This is a genomic window from Pseudoalteromonas sp. APM04 (assembly GCF_022809815.1).
GTDB lineage: Bacteria > Pseudomonadota > Gammaproteobacteria > Enterobacterales > Alteromonadaceae > Pseudoalteromonas > Pseudoalteromonas marina.
In genome coordinates, this window is record NZ_CP094441.1 from 2,640,460 (window position 1) to 2,662,785 (window position 22,326).

Here is a 22,326-nt window from a genome sequence, read left to right on the forward strand (position 1 = left end):
ACCATGAGGTAATCACAAGCAAAAAAGGTGCCACTAAAGCTTACATGTAGGCGTCTTGATGGATACGAACGAACAATTTAGTGCCAACTTTGCTGTAATCAACTTTATATTCACGACCATCTAACGACTGAATAAATACTAACTGTTTTTCTTCACCAAATACTTCAGCGCTGCTTATATATACCATTTCTAGGTAACGGTCTTTTGCGTCGCGTCTATTTTTTGGTAGCTCCTCTTTAAACGGCTCTAATCCGTTTTGAGTCACTTTAATTCGTGGCTGATTTTCAGCGTTAACAATCACTAAATCAAGTTTTTTGTCTTTATGTATTATGGTATTACGACCACTTTTTAAAAAGGCTCTTTCTTGGCTCATTGTCTTTTCCTACAGTCGCAGTTTAATCTTTAAGCTGCGACGCTATAAACTGATGTGGCTCGCGCTTCCACTTATTTAAATTAGCGCTAAAAGCCCAAATATCTGTATCTAGTACACTGGCAGGTAGTAATAAATCATACCCTGTTAGCAGCTTGAGGTGCTTAGTTCTGTTTGCAAACATTGCTATTAAACCATTATAGCTAATTCCGCGCGCAGATCGATGTTGTGTATCTTCTACTAACCATTCTGATGGGCAATTGCCATTTTTGCAATGATTTTGAACAACCTGCATAAAAAAATGTCGTTGTTCTATAAGTAATTTACCCGCAATTCTAGGAGTTATACTCATTAAAAACTCATCAATATCATTTAGCTTTAGCCCAACCGCGTTTAGCTCTAAATGCTCTGAGCCTTTTTCTACTTTTGGAACACCGCAAGAATGAAAGTTTTTATAAGATAAACACCAGCCCCCATATTTATGCCTATATTCAATAGCAGACTCGCTCAAAATTAAGCTGTAATAAGGTTCTTGGGTTTTTAAAAAACCCACAAAAATAGCTCCAAGGCAGGCACTGACCAAAAAAATTTCAACAATGCTAATAGTGCCTGATCTTAGTAAATTAAATGCCATAATAAATACTAAGCCAATAGCGCCTACTATTAATATTTCAATACCATTGCGTGCACCTTTCGCACGGTAATTAATAAGCTTTTTAGTATGTTTATCCATATTGATAAAAAACCATATAAAATATAAACATAATAATAGCCCATAAAATCACTTTCCTGGCTGTCATACAGGCCTTGCAAGATGTTTTAAAATTCATATATTTATCGCTTTAATTAAACAAAAACCGGTACATATATTTAATATTACTTATTTTTACGCTTAACGCACAAAATTATGAGACACATAACAGACTTTATCCGGTCTTATTTCGTACAATACTTATAATTAATTTTCAGGTATGAAAACGATGTACTCTAGACAATCAGGCAAAGCTCTTTTTCCATTCATTATTACACTACTTTTAATATTTAGTGTTTATTTATACTTACCCTCTAGCCATGGCGAACAAGCTAATTTTTCTAACATGTCTACACAGGTTTCTGCACATACAGTCACTTCGCAAGAAAACGCTGTAATGATAGAAGCAATTGGTAGCGCACGCGCAAATCAAGCTATTTATATCAAAAGCGCACAAAACGACTACGTTACCGACATATTTTTCAAAGATGGTGACTTAGTGAGTAAAGGTCAAAAACTTGTGCAACTGCAAAGCAGACAAGAAGAATTGGCCGTTGAAGAACTCAGTATCAATTTACAAGAAGAAAAGCGTCAGCTTAACCGCCTTACAGAACTTTCACGTACACAGTCTACAGCTAAATCGCTTTTAGAAGAGCAGTTATCTGTTGTAGACGCAACCAAGTCACAATTAGAAAGTGCTAAAACAACGTTAAGCGAAATGACCATTCGCGCACCTTTTTCAGGTTTATTAGGAAAACGCGAAATATCTGTAGGCGCTTATGTTAATAATGCAACCATACTCACTACCCTTGATGATATTAGTATTATAAAAGTAGACTTTAAAGTTCCTGAAAAATATTTAGCGCAACTAGCCATTGGCATGAAAGTATTAACGCAAAACGACGCTTACCCTGGCCAAACATTTACAGGCAAGGTCACGCATATTAGTTCGCGAATCGACGCCGTTACACGCAGCATTGAAGTAACCGCTAGTTTTGCCAATAAGTCTGGCTTATTACGCCCTGGCATGCTCCTAAATACCGCACTTGAGTTAAGTACAAGCCAAGCACTTATGGTGCCAGAAAAAGCCGTTATACCACTGCAAGATAAACACTACGTGTTTAAAATTACAGATGGCGTAGCCAACAAAATAGAAGTACATGTTGCAAGCAGAAATAACGGTTGGGTAGCTATTGATGAAGGCTTAACCGATGGCCAGCAAATTATTACTGAAGGGCTGATTAAAATTCGCTCGGGCAGTAAAGTTAGCGTTAAGGGGTAATACGTGAAAATTACCGACACTAGCGTTAAACGCCCCGTTTTTGCGATTGTAATTAACTTATTGCTACTAACCTTTGGTTTAGTAGCATTTAGTATGTTACCGCTACGCGAATACCCTGACATTGAAACTCCGATTGTAAATATTAGCACCTCATATACCGGGGCATCAGCGGAGATAATCGAAACTAAAATAACCCAAGTTATCGAAAACCGTATATCGGGTATTGAGGGTATTAAAAGTATTAATTCGTCGAGCCGTAATGGTCGCTCAAACATTACTATTGAATTTAATATTAGCCGCGATATAGATGCAGCATCTAACGATGTACGTGAACGTGTTGCACGTGCACTCGACAGCCTACCTGAGCAAGTTCGTCCGCCTGAGGTATCTAAATCAAACAGTGATGAAAGCCCTATTGCATGGTTTGTGCTTAATAGTGAAACCATGGACTCATTACAGCTTTCTGATTATGCACAGCGCTTTATTGTTGACCGCTTAGCCGTTGTGGATGGCGTATCTAATGTGCGAATTGGCGGCGAGCGTCAATACGCTATGAAAATTTGGTTAAACCGCCAAGCAATGGCTGCGCGCGGCATAACTTCAAGCGACATAGAAAACACTCTGCGCACAGAAAATGTTGAGTTACCTGCTGGTGAAATTGAATCAATTGATCGCGACTTTACGGTACGTACGGCCCGAAGCTACAAAGATCAGCGCGACTTTAAAAATTTAGTTATTAAACGCGGTGAAGATGGCTATTTAGTTCGCCTTGGCGAAGTAGCCGATGTTCAACTAGAGGCCGCCGACGACGAAAGTTTGTTCCGTGGTAACGGCCGCAACATGATTGGCCTGGGTATTGTAAAACAAGCTAAAGCAAACACATTAACCGTGGTAGACAACGCACGAAGTGAGCTTGAAAAAATCAAACGAAACCTACCTGAAGGCACAACAATTCAAGACAGTTACGACTCGTCTGTATTCATTAAAGAATCGATTAGCGAAGTATATAGCACGCTTGCCATTTCAATGGGCTTAGTTGTTTTAGTGATATTTTTGTTTTTAGGCAACATTCGTGCAACGCTTATTCCCGCTGTTACCGTACCGGTAGCTTTGGTAGGTAGCTTTATGTTTTTGCTCGCTATGGGGTATTCAATCAACTTGCTAACACTACTTGCGTTAGTACTTGCCATTGGTTTAGTTGTTGATGACGCTATTGTAATGCTTGAAAACATTCACCGCCGCATAGAGCTTGGCGAGCCACCATTACTTGCAGCGTATAGAGGCGCACGAGAAGTTGGCTTTGCAATTGTAGCAACTACACTTGTGCTTATTTCGGTGTTTGTTCCTTTAGTATTTATGGATGGCCGGATAGGCGCGTTATTCACCGAATTTGCAATGGCTGTAAGCGCAGCTGTTTTTTTCTCAAGTGTAACCGCGCTTACGCTTGCACCAGCATTGTGTTCAAAAGTTCTAAAAAGCGCCGACAAGCCTAATAAATTCAGCCAATGGATGGACCACCAGTTTACTAAATTAGAGCGCAGTTACCGTAATTCACTTTCAACAAATATGACCAAAAAATGGGGCTTGTTAGTCAGCTTAGTTTTAGCGGGTTTTGTGAGTTATTCACTGTTACTGCAAGTGCCATCAGAGCTAACACCTAAAGAAGACCGCGGCACCTTTTTCATTATGATGAGCGGGCCTGAGGGTGCTAGCTACGAAAATAATGCCGCCAATATGGCAAAAATTGAAGAACGCCTTATGCCTTACTCTGAGTCTGGCGAGCTAAGCCGTGTGCTTGTTCGTGTTCCTGGCTGGGGCGGTAGCGGCGGTGTTGCTATTGTTGGTATGGCTGATTGGGACAAACGCAAGCGCTCTACGTGGGAAGTAATGGATGAAATTAGTGGCAAAATGCGCGAAGTCACCGATGTACGTGCGTTTGCTATTATGCGCCGAGGTATTGGCGGTGGCGGTTCATCTCGCCCTATTGAATTTGTTCTACAAGGTAATGATTATGCTCAGCTTGCCGATTGGCGTGACCGCATTATTAAACGTGCAGAACAAAACCCAGGCCTTGTTAGAATCGATCACGATTACAAAGAAACATTCCCACAGTTTTTAGTAAGCATTGATAAAAATAAAGCGGCCGATCTAGGGGTGTCTGTGTCTGATGTTGGTCGTACACTCGAAACCATGCTGGGTCAGCGTCGTGTGACAACCTTTATAGATAGAGGTGAAGAATACGATGTCATTTTGAAAGGTACAAAAGAAGACTTTAATAACCCGACCGATATTTCAAATATATACCTTAAATCACGCAGTGGTGAGCTGGTTCCGCTAGACAGCCTAATAAGCTTAAAAGAAGAGGCTACAGCCTCACGCTTAAACCGTTACAACCGTATGCGCTCAATAACCTTAAGCGCAAACTTAGCCGATGGTTACACACTCGAACAAGCACTTAACTTTTTAAACAATGTTGCCGCAGAAGAAAACGACATTGACGGCGCAATAGACTACAAAGGTGAATCTCAGCTTTATTACGAAGGCGCATCAGCAATGACCTACGTATTTGTATTAGCGCTAACAGTTACCTTTTTGGTATTGGCAGCACAATTTGAAAGCTTTATGCACCCATTTGTAATCATGCTAACAGTACCGCTTGGTTTAATGGGCGCGATGTTTGGTCTTTGGTCTACCGGACTTACGCTTAATATTTACAGCCAAATTGGTATTGTTATGCTCATAGGTTTAAGCGCTAAAAACGGGATACTCATTGTTGAATTTACCAACCAATTACGCGACAAAGGTGTAGAATTTAGCGAAGCAATATTACAAGCGGCTACACAACGTTTACGCCCAATAATAATGACATCGCTAACAACGGTTATGAGCTCAGTGCCATTGGTATTAGCATCAGGCCCTGGCGCTGAAAGCCGTATGGTAATTGGTGTTGTGGTATTTACCGGGGTTATTGTTTCAACGCTACTTACTTTATTTGTTGTGCCAGCAGCGTATTATGCGCTTGCTCGTAACACACAATCGCCTGAATATTTACAACAAAAACTTAATAAACAAGCAGCCGAAAAACCGCTTGAAGAGATCTAAGCAAGCTAACGCGTCGTAACCTTGTTGTTATGGCGCTAAGCTTTATGCTTTGCGTGACCTTTGTCAAATATTAGGAATAATTATGAGTTCAACAACGCAAGTAGCAACCTTTGGTGGTGGCTGTTTTTGGTGTATTGACGCAGCATTTAGGCGTGTAAATGGCGTGTCTGATGTAAGCTCGGGTTATACCGGTGGCAATACTGACAATCCAACATACAAATCAGTATGCAGTGGTACAACGGGCCATGCCGAAGTAGTAAAAGTTGAATTTGATAGCACCATTGTAAGCTTTGAAACATTGCTCGCTATGTTTTTTACTTTGCACGATGCTACGCAATTAAATCGCCAAGGTAACGATATTGGCACACAATACCGAAGTGTTGTTTATTACCATAATGACGAACAACTTGCGCTTACTAACACTATGATTGAACAGCTACAAACCCATGTTAGTGAGCCTATTGTTACCGAAGTCAGCCCGGTGACAACTTACTACCCTGCTGAGCACTATCATCAAGATTACTACAACGAAAACCCACAACAGGGTTATTGCAGTATGTTAATCGCACCAAAATTACATAAGTTTGAAACCGTATTTAAAGAGTTTTTAGCTGAGTAAAAACACAAAAAAGCCCGGTAAAACCGGGCTTTTTATTTAGATTATTTAAAACTGGTAATCTATGCCAGCAAAAAAGCGGCGCTCTGGCGTGTTGTAGTAATACACCTGCCCTGTTGTAAAATCAGCGTTAGAATCAACTGCGTTGTATTCCTTATCGAATACGTTTTCTATACGAAGCGACACCGTAATTTCATCATTTACTTGGTAATTGCCTGCTAAATTCCAAAGCGTATACGAACCCAATTGCGAAACCGCCCCTGCTCGCTCACCGCGATATTGCATTGCTATGCTTGTATCAAATGCACCAAACTGTTTTGCAAGCTCCCAATTAAAGGTTCGTTTGGCAACGTTTCTAAGCGCTTCGCCTGTTTCTTTATCTTCGGCACTTAGGTAAGCAAAATTCACATTACTATCAAAACCCAAAATTTGATTGGCTAAACTAAATTCAACACCTTCATATTGGGCCTCATTAATATTGGTGAGTGTAAAATTAGCGTCATAATCAATTTTATCCTCAATTTCATTTCTAAAAATAGCGACATCGACACGCACAGTATCAAAGTCGACGTTTAAGCCAAGCTCACGATTCACTGACGTTTCAGGTTGAAGATTGGCATTGCCGTAAAGAGGAAAGTACAAATCATTAAATGTTGGCGCTTTAAAGCCCGTGCTTTGGCTTATTCTGAAAGTTGCGTCTTCAGATAAGTGATAGCCAGCTGCCGCTGTGTACGTTGTTTCATTACCAAATTGCTCATCGTCATCTTGACGAACAGTTAAATTGGCAAGCAACTCATCCGCATCGTAATATGCGCCAACAAATACAGCTAATACATCGCGCTCTTGCACTTCAAACGTGGTTGAGCTTTGTGATACGTCATCATTGTACCAATTAATACCACCACTAATGTTTAACGTGTCGTTTAAGCGGTATTGGCCGTTGTAGTCAATTTGTGAGCGCTTAGTAACAAACGTACTTGTTGTTGGCCCTTGAGAAAAATCAACATAACGGTTGTCTGAGTCATCCGTTACAAATGCTATATCAAGGCTGTGTGTTTGATTGTTATAGTCTTTATTCCAACCAGCCGAAAGCTGGTAATTTTTAAAATCACCTCGCTCAATCGTACTATCGGCAGGACTAAAACGGCTGTCGTAATCAGCAAAGCCTTCACTGTATTGCCCTAGTAACTTAAAGTCGCCGTAGTGCGCATCGGTATAGTTTACTTTAAAGCCAAGGTTTTTGTTTTCAAAACCGTCTTCATCGGGTGCTGCCCCTTGAAGTACATCAAAGTTGTCCGTCTTTTCAAATCCTGCATTAAAGGCCGTTGTTACATCGCCTGCTTTTACAGAACCAGCAATCTGGTAGTCTTGGTACGCGTCAGATCCAAACGTAGCACTGACCGAAAGGTTATCTGACTCGCGCGTTATAATATTAATAACACCCGCTAGCGCATCAGAGCCATACACTGCAGCACGTGAACCTTTTATTATTTCAATGCGCTCAATACTATTTAATGGCACATTGCTTAATGCTTTTTGACCAAGCGTTGCCGAACCGGTGCGCACACCGTCTATTAAAATTAGCGTATCACCCGATCCCGTACCGCGCAGTGAAACACCGGCATTTTGACCAAAGCCGCCATTAGGGTTTACCTGAAAGCCAACTTGAGACGTTAATAGCGTTGGTAAGTCGCGAACATTACTGGTTTCAATGTCATTACGAGTTATAACATTTACACTCGCTAATACATTAGTAATTGATTGTTCAAACTTATTAGCGGTTACCGTAATGGTTTCGATTGATTGCTCTGCAGCAGATACAGATAGTGACAGCGCAGCAGTAATTGCAACGCCAAGAGTTGTTTTTTTTAACATGAAGTTCCCCTTCTTTGCCCACCGCAAAGAACTAAGTAAGATTACATCAAGGCCGGTCTCCGGACTCAGTAAATACATAGCTTTATGTACTACTTTACCGTTGCGGGGGCAGTGTTGGGATTGTAGTCATCATGAAAACGCACCAACTTCCCGATTATCTTATTAAAAAAATCAAACCATTGAAAAGATTAATAAGCACCTTGAAAATAGGCCGCTATTGTGAGGAGTTTAATAAAAAATGTCAACGGACGTCTATACAGCTAAAAAGAAAATCAATTAAAAACAAAAACTATGCCGCGTTCATAAAAAAAGCCAAATAACCTGCGCGGCTATTTGGCTTTTTATTTATAAAGCGCCCAAAAGGCTTTTATAATTAATCGCGGAAGTTTTTAAACTGAAAAGGCTGACCTAAATCGGCAGTACGCACCACTTGCATAGCAGCTTGTAAGTCATCACGCTTTTTACCCGTTACGCGTACTTCCTCGCCTTGAATAGCCGCTTGCACTTTTACTTTAGAATCTTTAATGGCTTTTACTACTTTTTTAGCCACATCTTTTTCAATACCTTGCTTTAGCGCAACATTACGAAAAACATTTTTACCTGCACGGCTAATATCTTGTAACTCTAAGCTCGCTACATCCATACCACGCTTAGAAACTTTACCCGCTAAAATATCAAACAATTGCATAACCTGTGAATCAGCTTCAGCTTTTAGCTTAATTGTTTTGTCGTTTAGCTCAATAGATGCATCAACACCTCTAAAGTCAAAGCGAGTCTCAAGTTCACGGTTTGCATTATCTACCGCATTTTGTGCTTCGTTCATTTCTACTTCAGATACAATATCAAATGAAGGCATTGGTTTTCTCCTAACTATTCAATCTTAATTTTATGGCGCAATTATAACGCTAAAATTATAAATCTTTACATTTTTCTGCATCTTGTTCAGGTGCGATACTAATTTAGTTTGATATACTTAAGCTTCTTTTTTAAGCGACTCTAGGATTTTACGTGACAAGGCGTGTTTACCAAGCTGTTTTTTTGCTCAGCATCGTAGCGTTTACTTTTTTATTTGCCAAAGAAATAAAAGGCGCAGCTAACCTATTTCCACACATTGATAAAGTAGCTCATTTTGGGATTTTTTTTGTGCTTGCTATTATTATGGATAAAGCGTTTAAGCTTCCTTTGTACGCACAAATTTTGTTATTGGCCGGTTACGGCGCATCAATTGAAATAATGCAAGACGCACTCCCCTACAGGCAGGCCTCTATTGGCGATTTTATAGCTGATTTTGCTGGTGCTGCTAGTTACTTTTTACTAAGAGTTATTTTTACACCTCGAAAAAAGAATCCCTATGACTAATATTTTAATTGTAGGCGATGGCGCTATTGGCTTGTTACTAAGCCACTTTTTAAGTCACAAAAATAATGTTCATGTTTTAACACGCAAACCAACCTGCAATACGCGTTTTTATAGCCGTAAAAACGCTCCGTCACATAACATTAATGCACGCTTTATTAATTTAAGCGATCTGGCGCAACAACCTAGTTATGATGTTGTTATTTTTACAGTTAAAGCTTTTCAGGTCCAAGATGCGTTTTCACAAGTAAAACCTTATCTTGCTGCAAATTCAATATTAGTCGTTTCTCATAATGGAATGGGAAATATTGAAGAGCTTATTCCTCAGCTAAACACTCAGCAAGCACTATACTTTTTAACCACCAGCATGGCCGGATTTAAGTCTACCCAGTACATTGTGCAACATACCGGTGAAGGGCAAAGCGTGATTGGTGGCTGTAATAAACTTGCAGCTAAAAACTCACAATTTATATCACCACTACTTCAAGCAGTTCCCAATTTAAAAGTGGTCAATAACATTGAGCAACTTCGCTTTGAAAAGCTGTTGGTTAATGTGGCTATTAACCCGCTAACTGCACTTCACAATATAAAAAACGGCCAATTGCGTGCCCCTGTATTTAGCGCAACGATAATGAGTTTACTCTATGAGGGCTGCAGGGTTGCTAACGCAAAAGGGTTGAATATTGCTTTAGCTGATGCGTTAGATAACGCTTACACAGTAATGGCGCTTACCGCTGAAAATTATTCTTCAATGCAGCAAGATATTGCTAATAACAGGCCAACAGAAATAATGGCTATTTGTGGGTATATTAGCGATCAAGGCAAACGTTACAACATCAAAACCCCAATTAATAATGAGTTACTTGCTAAAATTCAGGCAAAAAAAAGCGTGGTTTAAACCACGCTTTATAAACTATTAACGTATTTACTTACCCTTTAAGGACGATACACTTTTACAGTTGTAAAGCCTTGCTCGTGTAAAATAAGCGCTTGCAACTGGCTCATTACACCTCTATCACAATATAGGTAGTAGTCTTTATCTTTTGGTAGGTCGCCAAACTTTGTAGCTAAGCGGAAAAACGGTAGGTGGATTACTTCAATACCTTCAATCTCAAGCGGCGCCGCGTCTTCTTCTTCTGGAGAGCGAATATCAACAACAACTGAACCTGGCGGTAAATCGGCAACCGATTCTGCCTCTTTAAGCTCTTGCTTAGCTTCTACGTCGATATCACGAACATCCATAACGCGCGCGTTATCAATAACGGTATCAAGTACATCAAAGTCGAACTTTTCTTCTTCGCCTTTAATCACGTCTATTTTTGCTTTTACCGTTGGCTTTTTAGATATAACACCACAGTATTCTGGCATAGTTTCGGCCATTTCAGCGGTACCGATTTGGCGCGCAATGTTTATAATCTCTTGCTTATCATGCTGAATTAGCGGGCGTAAAATAAGGGTTTCGGTTACGCGGTCAATTACACTTAAATTAGCCAACGTTTGGCTGGACACCTGCCCAATACTTTCACCCGTTACAAGCGCTTGAATATTTAGCTTTTCGGCCACTGCGCTACCGGCACGCATCATCATACGCTTGAGTACAACGCCCATTTGGCTGTTCTCAACGTTTTCTAAAATTTCGGCAACAACAGGTTCAAAGTCGACCGTAATAAATTTTACTTTATGAGTAGAGCTGTATTTTTTCCATAAAAAGTAACTCGCTTGTTTAACGCCAATTTCGTGGGCAGCGCCACCTAAATTAAAGAACAAAAAGTGCGTACGCGCGCCTTTTCGTATCATTTGGTAGCTAGCTACGCCTGAGTCAAACCCACCCGACATTAACGACAGCACATCTTCTTGAGTTGGCAAAGGGAAGCCCGCCATACCCAAATGTGTTTGCGTTACAATGTAGGCTTTGTCATCTTTTACTTCTAGACGAATAGTCACCTCTGGGCGGCTAAGTTTTACGCGGGCACCTTCAACGTGTTGGTTTAAACCACCACCAACGTAACGCTCTAAATCAGTTGAAGTAAAGTCGTGTTGGCCTATACGTTTTGCACGTACACAAAATGTTTTACCCGCAATTGTGTGGCCAATTAACTCAAAGGTTTTTTGATAAATTTCGTCCAACGTACTAAATTCGACTTCGGTCACTTCAATAAATTGCACTATACCTGGAATGCGTTGCAAACCATCAATAAAGTCTAACCGAGTTTGTGCGTCAGTTAATTTGGTGACAACTGAAATGTTATCCCAGTTGTTTCTTACTTGTACTTTTTCGTCAATACGACGCAATACAATTTTAATGTTATTTTCTAACACTTTAGTAAAGCGTTTACGTACCGAGCGGCTTTTGATAGCTATTTCGGGGTGTAGTTTGACGATAAATTTAAGCATAGTTCACTCTTAGACTGCGGGAATTCGCGCTCCCAGGCATTTGGCGCGCGATTATAGCAAAAATTTTAACGTCTAGGAAACAGCCAATAAATGAAGCGTTATGCTACTGCCGGTGCTTGCTGTGCAAGTGCCGTGTACTTTTCGCGAAGTTGGTTCATCTGTACACTGCTTTTTTCTGTGCTGTAGGCCCTAAATAAAGCCAATACTTTTAAAATACCATAATAAATGTCTTGCTCAGCAAGCGAACCACTGGGTCTTCGTGCTTTTATGTAAGGTGTCCAAAAGCTAACAGTGAGTTTAAGTGTGTGGGCTAATTCGGTCACGTCTTGTTCGTCAATGGCGATCATGCCTTTATCGCGCAATCCCAAAATAACGTTACGAACTTGCTCTAATAACTCAAGCTGAAAATCAATATACGCTTGTTTTAAGTCGGTATCTCTAGAGAGGATATCGCCAAGGTTGTCGTAAAAAAAGTGAAAACGCCACATAAGTTCAAATAGCGAGTCGAGATAAGCAGTTAAATGACTAAATGCATCGTCGTCTTTATCAATAGGTTTAAAATGTGTACTTAAGTGATCACGGTAAAGCGCAAAAATATGGCGAATAATGTCTTCTTTATTTTTAAAGTGATAATAAAGATTACCCGGACTCATCCCTAAACTCGATGCAATATGGTTCGTTGTGATTGCACGCTCACCATTTTCATTAAACAACGAAATACTGGTGTGTATTATTTTTTCCTTGGTATTCATATGCTAATACTCAAATAGTCTATTGGCTACATTACACTCAAATTTGGATAGGCAGTATAAACAAAATTAACAATTAAAACACGCCCTAAACAAGGCTTATAATTACCGCTAATGGCAGCACTAGCAACTGGGCTGATTTGTTCTGTAAACACTGTTAAACTGCTACAAAATTATAATTTGTGAACCTTATGAACGTTACTGCAATTTACCCCGGCACTTTTGATCCACTTACTAATGGGCATACAGACCTAATACAGCGTGCTGCCAAAATGTTTGACACTGTTTTGGTTGCTGTTGCTAATAACCCAAGTAAGCAGCCATGTTTTAACCTTGAAGAACGTGTGGCGCTAGCAAACACAATATTAAGCCACTTAGATAACGTAAAGGTCATTGGTTTTTCTGGATTACTGGCCGATTTAGCACGCGATCACAATGCACACGTACTTATTCGCGGTATAAGAGCGGTGTCTGACTTTGATTATGAATTTCAATTAGCAAACATGAATCGCCGCCTAAACCCAGATCTTGAAAGTGTATTTTTAACACCTGCTGAAAAAAATTCTTTTATTTCATCTACTTTAGTTAAAGAAGTGGCGCGTCATCATGGCGATGTAAGCGAATTTGTAGACCCTATTATTGTAAAAGCACTCAAAGAAAAAGTAGGCTGCAATACTAATTAAGCCTAGTGAGTGCTTTACCAAAGCAAAAAACATAGAGGTATTAAGCCTCTAATAATACATTAAGCACGTGTGGTTAGTTTTTTAGTTAACCACACCAGTTTTAACAAATCTTTATTAGTAACAAGTACGACAGCCATTGTTATATCAACAAGCGGCATCACTAACCCGTAAACTCCCCATAACCACCAATAACCGCAATATGGGTTTACTATAAAATCAACATGCATTGCCAGAAAAAGCGTGGCGTTAATAGACAACCCCCCTACCAAGTAGTAAAAGCTGACAGGGATCACTTTTCCTAGGCTGTAACGCCAAATAATAATAGTCGCAATCGTAACCGCATCAAAAATAAATAACTGTAAATGCCTAAGTGGTGTATACATATCTATGTATAAACACAAAGTGTACGAAACCATCATAATGAATGAGAGTTGAGTTCGGCTATTATCGGTTTTATTAATAGCCGCAGACAAGTTATATAAAAAGGTGAAAACAAATAGCCACGTTATAAAAATACCAAAAGGTTCAGCTATTGAAACCATCATCCAAAAGTAATCTTCCAAAAAACTACCCATTAAACAGAAACCTGTTTTTTACGATTGAGTACACTGTTTTTTAATTTAACCAACCCTAAAATATCTTTATTAGCAATAAGTACTACTGCCATTATGAAGTCAACAATAAGTGTTGAGATACCGTAAACCATCCACAACCACCAATACCCGCAATTTGGGTTTATAATACTATCAATATGCATGGCCATAAAAAGCGATGCATTAATACACAGCCCTACTATTAAATAATAAAAGCTAACAGGGATGAATTTACCTAAGCACAGCCGCCAAATAAAAATAACGGCAATGGTTGCGACATCAAAGGCAAATAATTGAAGATAAGGCGCTGGAGTATAAGCGTCTATGTATAAACTCAACGTATAAGAGACCATCATAATTAATGACAGTTGAGTTCGGCTATTATCAGGTTTATTAATCGCTGCAGAAAGGTTATATAAAAAAGTAAAAACAAATAACCACGTAATAATTATACCTATGAGCTCGCTTATTGCAGCGAGACTCCACATAAAGTCTACCAAACTACACTTTCCTTATTTCACCGGCTTTGTTTTATGATTTAGTACAGTATTTTTTAACTTAACCAACCCTAAAATATCTTTATTTGTAATAAGTACTAGAGCCATTATGAAATCAACAAATGGCACTACCAATCCGTATACCCCCCATAACCACCAATATCCACCATAGAGCTGTATTATTGTATCAATATGCATAGACATAAAAAGCGATGCGTTAATACACAACCCTAAAATTAAATAATAGAAGCTAATAGGAATAACTTTACCCATGCACTTCCGCCAAATAAAAATAACGATAATGGTAGCGACATCAAAGGCAAATAATTGTAAAAACACCGATGGCGTATACGCATATATGTACAAACTCAACGAATAAGAAACCATCATAATGAATGACAGTTGAGTTCGGCTATTATCAGGTTTATTAATAGCCGCGGATAAATTATATAAAAAAGTAAAAACAAATAGCCACGTAATAAAAATACCAAGAGGCGCACCAATCTCAGCAATGCTTAGGAATATACTTTCCAAATTACTCCCCATTAAATAGCTGCCGATGTTTTACGATTCAACATAATGTTTTTTAATTTAACCAATCCTAAAATATCTTTATTTGTAATAAGTACTAGAGCCATTATGAAATCAACAATAGGTGCTGAGAAGCTATAAAGCATCCACAACCACCAAAATTCATGTGTTGGATTTACTATAGTATCGATATGCATGGCCATAAAAAGCGATGCGTTAATACAGAGCCCTACTATTAAATAATAAAAACCAATAGGGATCACTTTACCTAAGCACAGCCGCCAAATAAAAATAACGGCAATAGTGACCACATCAAAGGCAAATAATTTTAGGAACAGGAATGATGTATACATGTCAATGAACAAACTCAACGTATAAGAAACCATCATAATTAATGACAGTTGAGTACGGCTATTGTCTGATTTATTAATGGCCGTAGACAGATTATATAAAAATGCAAAAACAAATAAACATGTGATAGGTATACCTAAGAGATTACTAATTGCAGCGAGACTCCAAAATAAGTCCTCCAAAAAACTACCCATTACCTAGCCACCGGTGTTTTACGATTCAACACAGCATTTTTCAATTTAACCAAACCTAAAATATCTTTATTAGCAATAAGTACTACTGCCATTGTGAAATCAACAATAAGTGTTGAAAAGCCATAAAGCATCCACAACCACCAAAATTCGTAATTTGAGCTTACTGTTCGATCAATATGCATGGCCATAAAAAGCGCTGCATTAATACACAGCCCTGCTATTAAATAATAAAAACCTACAGGGATGACTTTACCTAAGCACAGCCGCCAAATAAAAATAACGGCAATAGTGACTACATCAAAGGCAAATAATTGTAGGTACCGTAATGGTGTGTATATGTTTATGTACAAACTCAACGTATAAGAAACCATCATAATGAATGACAGCTGAGTGCGGCTATTGTCAGGTTTATTAATAGCCGCAGACAAGTTATATAAAAATGTAAAAACAAATAACCATGTAATAAGTATGCCTAAGAGCTCGCTAATTTCAGCGAGACTCCAAAATAAGTCTTCCAAAAAACTACCCATTACCTAGCCACCGGTGTTTTACGATTCAACACAGCATTTTTCAATTTAACCAAACCTAAAATATCTTTGTTAATAATGAGTACTAAAGCCATTATTATATCACTAGAAACCTGTCCAATAGCATACAATCCCCAACCCCACCAATAATCATAATTAGCCAAAACAGCATAATCGTAATGCATAACCAAAAACAGCATAGCGTTAAGACTCAAACCAAGAATAAGATAATAATATGCAATTGAGTAAGGCGCTTTGTAAAAGTGTGAAAAGGTCACGATTGCAAAAATAGCAACCACGTCAGATAGAGCAAAATCTAAATAAAACGAAGTCGTAATCATTAACTGCGCTTTTCCTATTATTAAGGTTAGCGTATACGACACCATCATTATTAAAGACAGAAACATAACGCTTCTGTTTTTAACATTTATGCTTATTGTTAAATTATAAAGAAATGCAACAGCAAAAAACCATGTGATAAAAATACTCAAATGGTCATTGATTGAACCAAGCATTAATGTGGCATGTTCAAGCATTTATAAACTTCGACTCAATTGTTTGTATATGTATGATTTTGCTTTAACCAAACCCAAGAAGTCTTTTTTAATGAAGAAAACAGCAACCATGGCAAAGTCGTTAAAGTTAACTAGCCAAGAGTAAAGTACTGTAAAAAGCCACGGTTCGTAGTTTTTATAAACCACGGTATCTAAATGCATTCCTAAAAATAGGATCGCATTCACTGAGAGCCCCGTTAATAAATAGGCGAATATAAGCCTTTCTTTAATAAATAAATTAAGTATCACAAGGGCAAAAATAGTAGCTATATCAAAATAAAAAAAATCGAGGTACTGAATTGTTTGAATATCTATAAAAAGGCTTGATAGATATGAAACCGTCATCACTAGAGATAACCAAACACGCTTTTTGTCAGGTGTATTAATGCTAGAAACGAATGAATACAAAAAGGCCATTAAAAAACCCCACTGTACCAATGCTCCAATATAAAAACTTACATCTGGGGTTAACATCAGATCATCTAACATAACAATCTATAATGTAATAAGAGCAGGTCATTCTGGCAGGTAAGTACATATTTAATTGGATAGGTTTGTATATGCTTGAAACCAAGTAGAACAAAAAGTCATTTAAAATACCCATTATTAAAATGCGCTAATTTACATAGATAATTGGGGCTAGTTTTAAAGCGTTTCATGATTTAGTTGTTTACCAAGTTTTAGGAGTATACTTTTATTTTACAGTCTAAAGCTAAGTGACATGTGGCTTAATACTTTATAATAGCTGGTAGTCGTACCGTAGTCACTTTGAGTAAAGTTACCGCACTTTAATTTATGCTTTGATGTTTGTTCGGCGTAAAAATAAAAATGAATTTTAATCTAGGGCATTCTTGAATTAGCGCTTGGATTTAGTAAAGTGCGGATTGCATTTTTAAGTTTATGCAGCCCTAAAATATCTCTATCAACTATTAAAGCTACAATCATTGTAATATCTATTAAGTTTACAGAGTACATATATGCATCCCATAGCCACCAATGTTCTTTGTTCTGATATATGATAAGGTCTAAATGCATTAATAAAAAGAAAGTGGTGTTGATGCTAAGCCCTAATACTAAATATAAAAAAGACGGCGTGGTTTTTTTTACTATTTTGTATAAGCACAGAAGAGCGGTAATTGTAGCGATATCATATAAGGCGAAATTTAAGTAGAATGAATTTTTAAAAGAAAGCCAAGTAAAAAAGTAATCTGACAGGGTGTATGAACACATCATTACAAAAGAGCTAAATAAAAGAGTCGTCCCTTTTTTTAAACCAATTGAATAAACAAATATATTAAAAAAAAAAGCCATTAAAAATCCCCACATAAAAAATGCAGAGAGTGAAAACAGCCCAAATAACTCTTGTAAAAACATTTAACGCCTTAAAATATCACTTTGGTTTAGCTGGTGGTACCCAAACAACACCAGCACGGCTTAAATCAGCACTGGCCGCACTTAAACCTTCTTGCGAAAAACTAACTGTATCAGATTGTAGGGTTTTAGTGCTAGCAGTTTGTTCAGCCGCAGGCTGTAATTGTTGTGTTTTGTTGTATGCTTGCATTTGCACTTGGCTATTAGCTGAAATTTGCATGTAATTGATCCTTATAAAAGTTTAAATTTAATTGGCGTAAAACTAAATCACACCATTGTGTAGGTATATGCACTACTCATGGCGGTAGTTGCTATTTATAACTACATAGCTATTTGCAAGCTATGTACCAACTTTTATTTAAATTTTATTTTTAAGTAAATTACTAGGAATTGACACAATCAAAACACCTCCGACCAGATATGCTAAGGCATAAAAAAACGCACAGGGGTAACCGTACGTTTTTTGTATCCAGGGAGTTTAAGCCACGAATTTACACGGGATCGCCGCTTTATTACTTGGCTTTAAAATGTATTCCATTGCTACTTCGTCGCAGTTTTCTTTACGAAGGCACAATTCACAATCTTTCATTACTTTTTCAGGCAGGCTGTCTTTACTGCAAAAAACAAAATCTTGTTTTTCAAAAAAGTCTGGCACGCGAGTAAGTACAATTACGCGATTAAGTGCCAATTTTTTGGCTTTTATTAGTAAATGGTCAACTAATTGCCGCCCTTGCCCAGTTACCGCACTTTGCGGGTCAATACCCAAAGAGCGTATTTCTGCAAGGCCAGTATCGTATATATACAACGATGCACAGCCCGACACCTTGCCGTCTATTTCGGTTACAGCAAATTCATTAATCGAATGCACCATGTCGCTTTTAGCACGCGGCAAGTTTTCGCCGACCGTTGCCCAGTGTTGAATAAGTTTTGCAATTGATTCAACGTCGTCTAGGTTGGCATCACGAACCGTTATCTGCTGTTTTTTTTTGGCTGCTTTAATTGCGCTAGTGACTTGCTCAATGGAGGTGCCGCCAACTGCTTGACGCGCTTTAATACAGGCGTCTATTTCAAGTACCGGATAAACATCGTCTTCAAACACTTCATTTACTGATTTATATTGTTCAAGTGAGAGCTCCTCAAGGGTTTTATCTTCACTTATTGCAAGCTGTACCAACACACCTACAATATGATGCCCCTCTCTGAAAGGTACCCCCTTAGCAACTAAGTAATCAGCCAGCTCGGTTGCATTTGCATGGCCGCCTTTTGCCGCAGCCAATGTACGCTCACCTTTTACTTTTACGCCTTTAATACACGCTTGTGCCATATGAATACACGCAAGCCATGTGGGCATCGCATCAAAAATGCCTTCTTTGTCTTCTTGCATATCTTTATTGTAAGCAAGTGGTAATGCTTTAAGGGTCATCATCATGGCGCTAAAGGCACCAAATACACGGCCTGTTTTACCACGAATAAGCTCAAGTGCATCTGGGTTCTTTTTTTGCGGCATTAAAGACGAGCCAGATGTAACATTGTCGGCAAGTTCAATAAAGCCCGCTTCACCTGAGTTATAAAAAATTAAATCTTCAGACATACGCGATAAGTGAATCATTGAAATTGAAGCGCAACTTAATAGCTCAACAACAAAGTCACGGTCTGAAACGCCATCAAGGCTATTTTTTGTCGCCCCTGTAAAGCCTAAGCCTTGTGCAAGTGTTTGGCGGTCAATTGGGTAAGCAGTGCCAGCCAATGCGCCACTGCCTAACGGGCAATAGTTCATACGGGCTTTAGCGTCCTGCAAACGGCTTTCGTCGCGTTCTAGCATTTCAACATACGCCATACACCAGTGGCTAAATAGTACGGGTTGTGCACGTTGCAAATGGGTATAACCAGGTAAAATAGTACCTAGTTCGCGTTCAGCCAACGCAACAAATTCAGCCTTTAATTGCGCAATGGCTTTTAAAATATGATCGGCAGTATCACGGCACCATAATCTAAAGTCGGTGGCTACTTGGTCATTTCGACTGCGACCTGTGTGTAACTTTTTAGCTAAGTCACCCACTTTCTCAATTAGAGCCGCTTCAACGTGCGAATGAATATCTTCAGCACCTGAGGTAGCTACAGCCATTGGGTCTGCTTTTACCTCTTCGAGTAGCTCGTATAATACCGATACTAATTCTTTGTGCTCATCGTTTGATAGCACGTTAACTTGTTCAAGTGCGCCAGCCCATGCAACAGAGCCAATAATATCTTGCTCTGCTAGTTGGTAGTCAAATGGAAGTGAGTCGTTAAATTGTTTAAACGCCTCGTCTGGACCCGTAGAAAAACGTCCGCCCCATAATGCCATGAAATATCTCCAAACCCTGAAATGCCCCTTTTACAAGGGGCGTAAAATTTACTTTTTAGACAACGCCGAAATTCTGCTTGAAAGCGAGAATAAACGAATAAAGCCTTCAGCATGTGATTGGTCATACACATCATCTTCGCCAAAGGTCGCAAAGTCTTCGCTGTATAGGCTGTTAGGTGATTTTTTCTGAACCGCAGTCACTTGGCCTTTATAAAGCTTAAGTACCACTTCACCCGTTGCTAATGTAGATAACGCCTCGGCGCCCGCTAAAATAGAGTCTTTAAGCGGCGTAAACCAACGTCCGTCGTACACTAGGTGCGAAAATTCGCCGCCTAATACTTCTTTCCACTTACGGCTTGATTTATCAAGTACTAGCTCGTCTATTGCTTGAAGGGCCGCCATGATCACCGTACCACCTGGGGTTTCGTAACAACCACGAGATTTCATGCCGACTAAACGGTTTTCCACTATATCAACACGGCCAACACCATGCGGTGATGCAATGTCGTTTAATTTAACTAAACAATCATAAGGTTTAAGCTCTTCGCCATTGACGGCAACCACTTCACCTTCAACTACTTTTAATGTTACTAGCTCGGCTTTATCGGGTGCTTGCTCAGGAGAGTTAGTCCAAGTCCATACTTGATCGCTAGGCTCACACCATGGATCTTCAAGCTCGCCGCCTTCGTGCGAAATGTGCCATGCGTTAGCATCACGGCTGTAAATTTTTGTTGCTGAAGCAGAACACGGAATATCACGCTCGGCTAAGTAATCTAGTAGTGATTCACGGCTTGATAAGTCCCACTCTCGCCATGGTGCAATGACTTTTAAATCGGGTGCAAGCGCTGCAAAGCACGATTCAAAACGTACTTGGTCGTTACCTTTACCCGTACAACCATGCGACAGCGCATCGGCACCTACTTTACGTGCAATTTCAACTTGCGCTTTAGCAATGATTGGACGCGCCATTGAGGTACCTAGTAAGTAAGTACCTTCGTAAATAGAGCCCGTTTTAAGCGTTGGGTAAATGTATTCACTTACCATTTCATCTTTTAAGTCAACTACGTAACACTCTGATGCACCTGATGCGATGGCTTTTTCTTCAACGCCTTCAAGCTCTTCTGCGCCTTGGCCTACATCGGCAACAAACGCGATTACTTCACAGCCGTAATTTTCTTTTAACCATGGCACGATAGCAGATGTATCTAGACCACCTGAATAGGCTAAAACGACTTTTTTAATTGAACTCATAGGTGTTCCTTAACAAAATTTGGATTTAGTAATGTAACTAGCAGAGCATTTTGCGCATGCATGCGATTTTCTGCTTGTTGAATAATTTTTGATGCTGGGCCATCCATTACCTCAGAGGTAATTTCAAACTCACGGTGTGCCGGTTGGCAATGTAATACCGTAGTAGCCCCTGTTTGATCTAGCAATGCTTGGTTTAACTGATAAGGCATATATTTTTCTTTAACTTGCTCAAGAGGCGTATCATCGCCCATAGAGACCCATGTATCGGCGTAAACAACGTTTGCGCCAACCGCCGCTTCTACACGGTCACTCACCATTACTGATGCGCCATTCATAGCTGCTATTTGCTCTGCTTTTTTAAGAATTTGCGAATCCGGAGAGCTGCCTTTAGGCGTTACTGCCACAAAATCGGTACCCAGTGTTGCAGCAAGTAACATAAGTGAATGAGTTACATTATTGCCCTCGCCTAGGTAAGCTACTTTAAGCTCGCTCACATCGCCATGTACTTCTTGAAGCGTTAAAAAGTCTGCCAATGCTTGGCATGGGTGATACAAGTCACACAAGCTATTAACCACAGGAACAGAAGAGTACTCACCTAATATGGTTAACGTGCTGTGCTGGTTTACACGCGCTACAATACCGTCAGCCCACGTTGAAATATTTAGTGCAAAATCTTTTACTGATTCACGTGCGCCCATAGCGCCATTTTGCTGGTCTAAATATACAGCGTGACCACCTAAACGGTTAATACCAATATCAAACGATAAACGTGTACGTAAGCTTTGCTTTTCAAATAGTGTAACAACTGACTTGCCCGCTAGTACTTGACTGTATTTTTCTGGCTTTGCCTTTAAATCACGCGCCAGCTTTAATAAATTAAGTGCGCCTTGTTGGTCTAATTCTAGACCCGTTAAAAAATTCTCTAACATGGTAAC

At 39.2% G+C, this 22,326-nt stretch carries 24 protein-coding genes and 1 riboswitch; of the genes, 6 read left to right on the plus strand and 18 right to left on the minus strand.

Going from position 1 to position 22,326, the window contains the following annotated elements:
* Positions 1 to 40 precede the first annotated feature (40 nt).
* Both MTP24_RS12160 and MTP24_RS12165 read right to left on the minus strand, forming a co-directional pair.
* Positions 41 to 373 (minus strand): hypothetical protein, encoded by a 333-nt coding sequence (locus MTP24_RS12160; protein WP_039037724.1) that lies wholly within the window; start codon positions 371 to 373, stop codon positions 41 to 43.
* Between the two features lie 22 nt (positions 374 to 395).
* Positions 396 to 1,103 (minus strand): DUF2982 domain-containing protein, encoded by a 708-nt coding sequence (locus MTP24_RS12165; protein ID WP_243531424.1) that lies wholly within the window; start codon positions 1,101 to 1,103, stop codon positions 396 to 398.
* A 247-nt stretch (positions 1,104 to 1,350) separates the two neighbouring features.
* Between MTP24_RS12165 and MTP24_RS12170 the strand changes: the two genes are divergently transcribed.
* The 3 genes from MTP24_RS12170 to msrA all read left to right on the plus strand — a co-directional run bounded on the left by MTP24_RS12170 (position 1,351) and on the right by msrA (position 6,124).
* A complete protein-coding gene (locus MTP24_RS12170) occupies positions 1,351 to 2,403 on the plus strand; it encodes an efflux RND transporter periplasmic adaptor subunit (RefSeq protein WP_006791531.1) in 1,053 nt (350 codons plus the stop codon).
* Between the two features lie 3 nt (positions 2,404 to 2,406).
* On the plus strand, positions 2,407 to 5,505 hold the full coding sequence (locus tag MTP24_RS12175) for an efflux RND transporter permease subunit (protein WP_243531426.1): 3,099 nt from the start codon (positions 2,407 to 2,409) through the stop codon (positions 5,503 to 5,505).
* An 82-nt stretch (positions 5,506 to 5,587) separates the two neighbouring features.
* Entirely contained in the window at positions 5,588 to 6,124 is a 537-nt protein-coding gene (gene msrA / locus MTP24_RS12180; RefSeq protein WP_010556971.1) for a peptide-methionine (S)-S-oxide reductase MsrA, read from the plus strand.
* Between the two features lie 45 nt (positions 6,125 to 6,169).
* Here the strand turns inward: msrA and MTP24_RS12185 are convergent, their stop codons facing one another.
* Complete coding sequence (locus tag MTP24_RS12185) at positions 6,170 to 7,996, minus strand: TonB-dependent receptor (RefSeq protein ID WP_243531428.1); 1,827 nt, start codon at positions 7,994 to 7,996, stop codon at positions 6,170 to 6,172.
* 32 nt (positions 7,997 to 8,028) lie between these two features.
* A riboswitch (cobalamin riboswitch) is annotated at positions 8,029 to 8,192 on the minus strand.
* A 177-nt stretch (positions 8,193 to 8,369) separates the two neighbouring features.
* Positions 8,370 to 8,852 (minus strand): YajQ family cyclic di-GMP-binding protein, encoded by a 483-nt coding sequence (locus MTP24_RS12190; protein WP_006791536.1) that lies wholly within the window; start codon positions 8,850 to 8,852, stop codon positions 8,370 to 8,372.
* A gap of 152 nt (positions 8,853 to 9,004) precedes the next feature.
* Here MTP24_RS12190 and MTP24_RS12195 point away from each other — a divergent pair, with 152 nt between their 5' ends.
* Together MTP24_RS12195 and MTP24_RS12200 are read left to right on the plus strand one after the other, a co-directional pair.
* The gene (locus MTP24_RS12195; protein WP_006791537.1) at positions 9,005 to 9,355 is read left to right on the plus strand and encodes a VanZ family protein; all 351 of its coding nucleotides are present in this window, start codon (positions 9,005 to 9,007) and stop codon (positions 9,353 to 9,355) included.
* Positions 9,348 to 10,250 (plus strand): 2-dehydropantoate 2-reductase, encoded by a 903-nt coding sequence (locus MTP24_RS12200; RefSeq protein ID WP_010556968.1) that lies wholly within the window; start codon positions 9,348 to 9,350, stop codon positions 10,248 to 10,250. The genes MTP24_RS12195 and MTP24_RS12200 overlap by 8 nt, the downstream gene beginning before the upstream one ends.
* A 38-nt stretch (positions 10,251 to 10,288) precedes the next feature.
* Here the strand turns inward: MTP24_RS12200 and thiI are convergent, their stop codons facing one another.
* Positions 10,289 to 11,746, minus strand: coding sequence for a tRNA uracil 4-sulfurtransferase ThiI (gene thiI, locus MTP24_RS12205; RefSeq protein WP_008129371.1), 1,458 nt, complete (start codon positions 11,744 to 11,746; stop codon positions 10,289 to 10,291).
* Between the two features lie 98 nt (positions 11,747 to 11,844).
* Positions 11,845 to 12,498 (minus strand): TetR/AcrR family transcriptional regulator, encoded by a 654-nt coding sequence (locus MTP24_RS12210; protein ID WP_006791540.1) that lies wholly within the window; start codon positions 12,496 to 12,498, stop codon positions 11,845 to 11,847.
* A gap of 188 nt (positions 12,499 to 12,686) precedes the next feature.
* Here MTP24_RS12210 and coaD point away from each other — a divergent pair, with 188 nt between their 5' ends.
* Positions 12,687 to 13,178, plus strand: a complete 492-nt coding sequence (gene coaD, locus MTP24_RS12215) for a pantetheine-phosphate adenylyltransferase (RefSeq protein ID WP_006791542.1) — start codon at positions 12,687 to 12,689, stop codon at positions 13,176 to 13,178.
* 59 nt (positions 13,179 to 13,237) lie between these two features.
* Here the strand turns inward: coaD and MTP24_RS12220 are convergent, their stop codons facing one another.
* The 12 genes from MTP24_RS12220 to MTP24_RS12275 all read right to left on the minus strand — a co-directional run bounded on the left by MTP24_RS12220 (position 13,238) and on the right by MTP24_RS12275 (position 22,320).
* Positions 13,238 to 13,753 (minus strand): hypothetical protein, encoded by a 516-nt coding sequence (locus MTP24_RS12220; RefSeq protein ID WP_243531432.1) that lies wholly within the window; start codon positions 13,751 to 13,753, stop codon positions 13,238 to 13,240.
* Positions 13,753 to 14,259: a hypothetical protein gene (locus tag MTP24_RS12225; RefSeq protein ID WP_033025404.1), complete on the minus strand. Its 507-nt coding sequence runs from the start codon at positions 14,257 to 14,259 to the stop codon at positions 13,753 to 13,755. The genes MTP24_RS12220 and MTP24_RS12225 overlap by 1 nt, the downstream gene beginning before the upstream one ends.
* A 24-nt stretch (positions 14,260 to 14,283) precedes the next feature.
* On the minus strand, positions 14,284 to 14,814 hold the full coding sequence (locus MTP24_RS12230) for a hypothetical protein (RefSeq protein WP_243531434.1): 531 nt from the start codon (positions 14,812 to 14,814) through the stop codon (positions 14,284 to 14,286).
* Positions 14,814 to 15,344: a hypothetical protein gene (locus tag MTP24_RS12235; protein ID WP_243531436.1), complete on the minus strand. Its 531-nt coding sequence runs from the start codon at positions 15,342 to 15,344 to the stop codon at positions 14,814 to 14,816. The genes MTP24_RS12230 and MTP24_RS12235 overlap by 1 nt, the downstream gene beginning before the upstream one ends.
* A complete protein-coding gene (locus MTP24_RS12240; protein WP_243531439.1) occupies positions 15,344 to 15,874 on the minus strand; it encodes a hypothetical protein in 531 nt (176 codons plus the stop codon). Before MTP24_RS12240 ends, MTP24_RS12235 begins: the two co-directional genes overlap by 1 nt.
* Positions 15,874 to 16,407: a hypothetical protein gene (locus MTP24_RS12245; RefSeq protein WP_243531441.1), complete on the minus strand. Its 534-nt coding sequence runs from the start codon at positions 16,405 to 16,407 to the stop codon at positions 15,874 to 15,876. The genes MTP24_RS12240 and MTP24_RS12245 overlap by 1 nt, the downstream gene beginning before the upstream one ends.
* Positions 16,408 to 16,914 (minus strand): hypothetical protein, encoded by a 507-nt coding sequence (locus MTP24_RS12250; RefSeq protein ID WP_243531443.1) that lies wholly within the window; start codon positions 16,912 to 16,914, stop codon positions 16,408 to 16,410.
* A 351-nt stretch (positions 16,915 to 17,265) separates the two neighbouring features.
* Entirely contained in the window at positions 17,266 to 17,799 is a 534-nt protein-coding gene (locus tag MTP24_RS12255; RefSeq protein WP_243531445.1) for a hypothetical protein, read from the minus strand.
* Between the two features lie 16 nt (positions 17,800 to 17,815).
* Positions 17,816 to 18,016, minus strand: coding sequence for a hypothetical protein (locus MTP24_RS12260; RefSeq protein WP_243531448.1), 201 nt, complete (start codon positions 18,014 to 18,016; stop codon positions 17,816 to 17,818).
* 258 nt (positions 18,017 to 18,274) lie between these two features.
* Positions 18,275 to 20,140 carry an argininosuccinate lyase gene (gene argH, locus MTP24_RS12265; protein ID WP_243531450.1) on the minus strand — a complete coding sequence of 622 codons (1,866 nt, stop codon included), beginning with the start codon at positions 20,138 to 20,140 and terminating at the stop codon, positions 18,275 to 18,277.
* 48 nt (positions 20,141 to 20,188) lie between these two features.
* A complete protein-coding gene (locus MTP24_RS12270; RefSeq protein ID WP_008130621.1) occupies positions 20,189 to 21,391 on the minus strand; it encodes an argininosuccinate synthase in 1,203 nt (400 codons plus the stop codon).
* A complete protein-coding gene (locus tag MTP24_RS12275; protein ID WP_203986272.1) occupies positions 21,388 to 22,320 on the minus strand; it encodes an ornithine carbamoyltransferase in 933 nt (310 codons plus the stop codon). Before MTP24_RS12275 ends, MTP24_RS12270 begins: the two co-directional genes overlap by 4 nt.
* Positions 22,321 to 22,326 lie beyond the last annotated feature (6 nt).

Excerpts from the sequence above, each read along its gene's own strand:
- MTP24_RS12160 (WP_039037724.1), bottom strand. The coding sequence starts at position 373 with ATGAGCCAAGAAAGAGCCTTTTTAAAAAGTGGTCGTAATACCATAATA.
- MTP24_RS12165 (WP_243531424.1), bottom strand. The coding sequence starts at position 1,103 with ATGGATAAACATACTAAAAAGCTTATTAATTACCGTGCGAAAGGTGCA.
- MTP24_RS12170 (WP_006791531.1), top strand. The coding sequence starts at position 1,351 with ATGTACTCTAGACAATCAGGCAAAGCTCTTTTTCCATTCATTATTACA.
- msrA (WP_010556971.1), top strand. The coding sequence starts at position 5,588 with ATGAGTTCAACAACGCAAGTAGCAACCTTTGGTGGTGGCTGTTTTTGG.
- MTP24_RS12185 (WP_243531428.1), bottom strand. The coding sequence starts at position 7,996 with ATGTTAAAAAAAACAACTCTTGGCGTTGCAATTACTGCTGCGCTGTCA.
- MTP24_RS12190 (WP_006791536.1), bottom strand. The coding sequence starts at position 8,852 with ATGCCTTCATTTGATATTGTATCTGAAGTAGAAATGAACGAAGCACAA.
- MTP24_RS12200 (WP_010556968.1), top strand. The coding sequence starts at position 9,348 with ATGACTAATATTTTAATTGTAGGCGATGGCGCTATTGGCTTGTTACTA.
- thiI (WP_008129371.1), bottom strand. The coding sequence starts at position 11,746 with ATGCTTAAATTTATCGTCAAACTACACCCCGAAATAGCTATCAAAAGC.
- MTP24_RS12210 (WP_006791540.1), bottom strand. The coding sequence starts at position 12,498 with ATGAATACCAAGGAAAAAATAATACACACCAGTATTTCGTTGTTTAAT.
- coaD (WP_006791542.1), top strand. The coding sequence starts at position 12,687 with ATGAACGTTACTGCAATTTACCCCGGCACTTTTGATCCACTTACTAAT.
- MTP24_RS12220 (WP_243531432.1), bottom strand. The coding sequence starts at position 13,753 with ATGGGTAGTTTTTTGGAAGATTACTTTTGGATGATGGTTTCAATAGCT.
- MTP24_RS12225 (WP_033025404.1), bottom strand. The coding sequence starts at position 14,259 with ATGTGGAGTCTCGCTGCAATAAGCGAGCTCATAGGTATAATTATTACG.
- MTP24_RS12230 (WP_243531434.1), bottom strand. The coding sequence starts at position 14,814 with ATGGGGAGTAATTTGGAAAGTATATTCCTAAGCATTGCTGAGATTGGT.
- MTP24_RS12235 (WP_243531436.1), bottom strand. The coding sequence starts at position 15,344 with ATGGGTAGTTTTTTGGAGGACTTATTTTGGAGTCTCGCTGCAATTAGT.
- MTP24_RS12240 (WP_243531439.1), bottom strand. The coding sequence starts at position 15,874 with ATGGGTAGTTTTTTGGAAGACTTATTTTGGAGTCTCGCTGAAATTAGC.
- MTP24_RS12245 (WP_243531441.1), bottom strand. The coding sequence starts at position 16,407 with ATGCTTGAACATGCCACATTAATGCTTGGTTCAATCAATGACCATTTG.
- MTP24_RS12250 (WP_243531443.1), bottom strand. The coding sequence starts at position 16,914 with ATGTTAGATGATCTGATGTTAACCCCAGATGTAAGTTTTTATATTGGA.
- MTP24_RS12255 (WP_243531445.1), bottom strand. The coding sequence starts at position 17,799 with ATGTTTTTACAAGAGTTATTTGGGCTGTTTTCACTCTCTGCATTTTTT.
- MTP24_RS12260 (WP_243531448.1), bottom strand. The coding sequence starts at position 18,016 with ATGCAAATTTCAGCTAATAGCCAAGTGCAAATGCAAGCATACAACAAA.
- argH (WP_243531450.1), bottom strand. The coding sequence starts at position 20,140 with ATGGCATTATGGGGCGGACGTTTTTCTACGGGTCCAGACGAGGCGTTT.
- MTP24_RS12270 (WP_008130621.1), bottom strand. The coding sequence starts at position 21,391 with ATGAGTTCAATTAAAAAAGTCGTTTTAGCCTATTCAGGTGGTCTAGAT.
- MTP24_RS12275 (WP_203986272.1), bottom strand. The coding sequence starts at position 22,320 with ATGTTAGAGAATTTTTTAACGGGTCTAGAATTAGACCAACAAGGCGCA.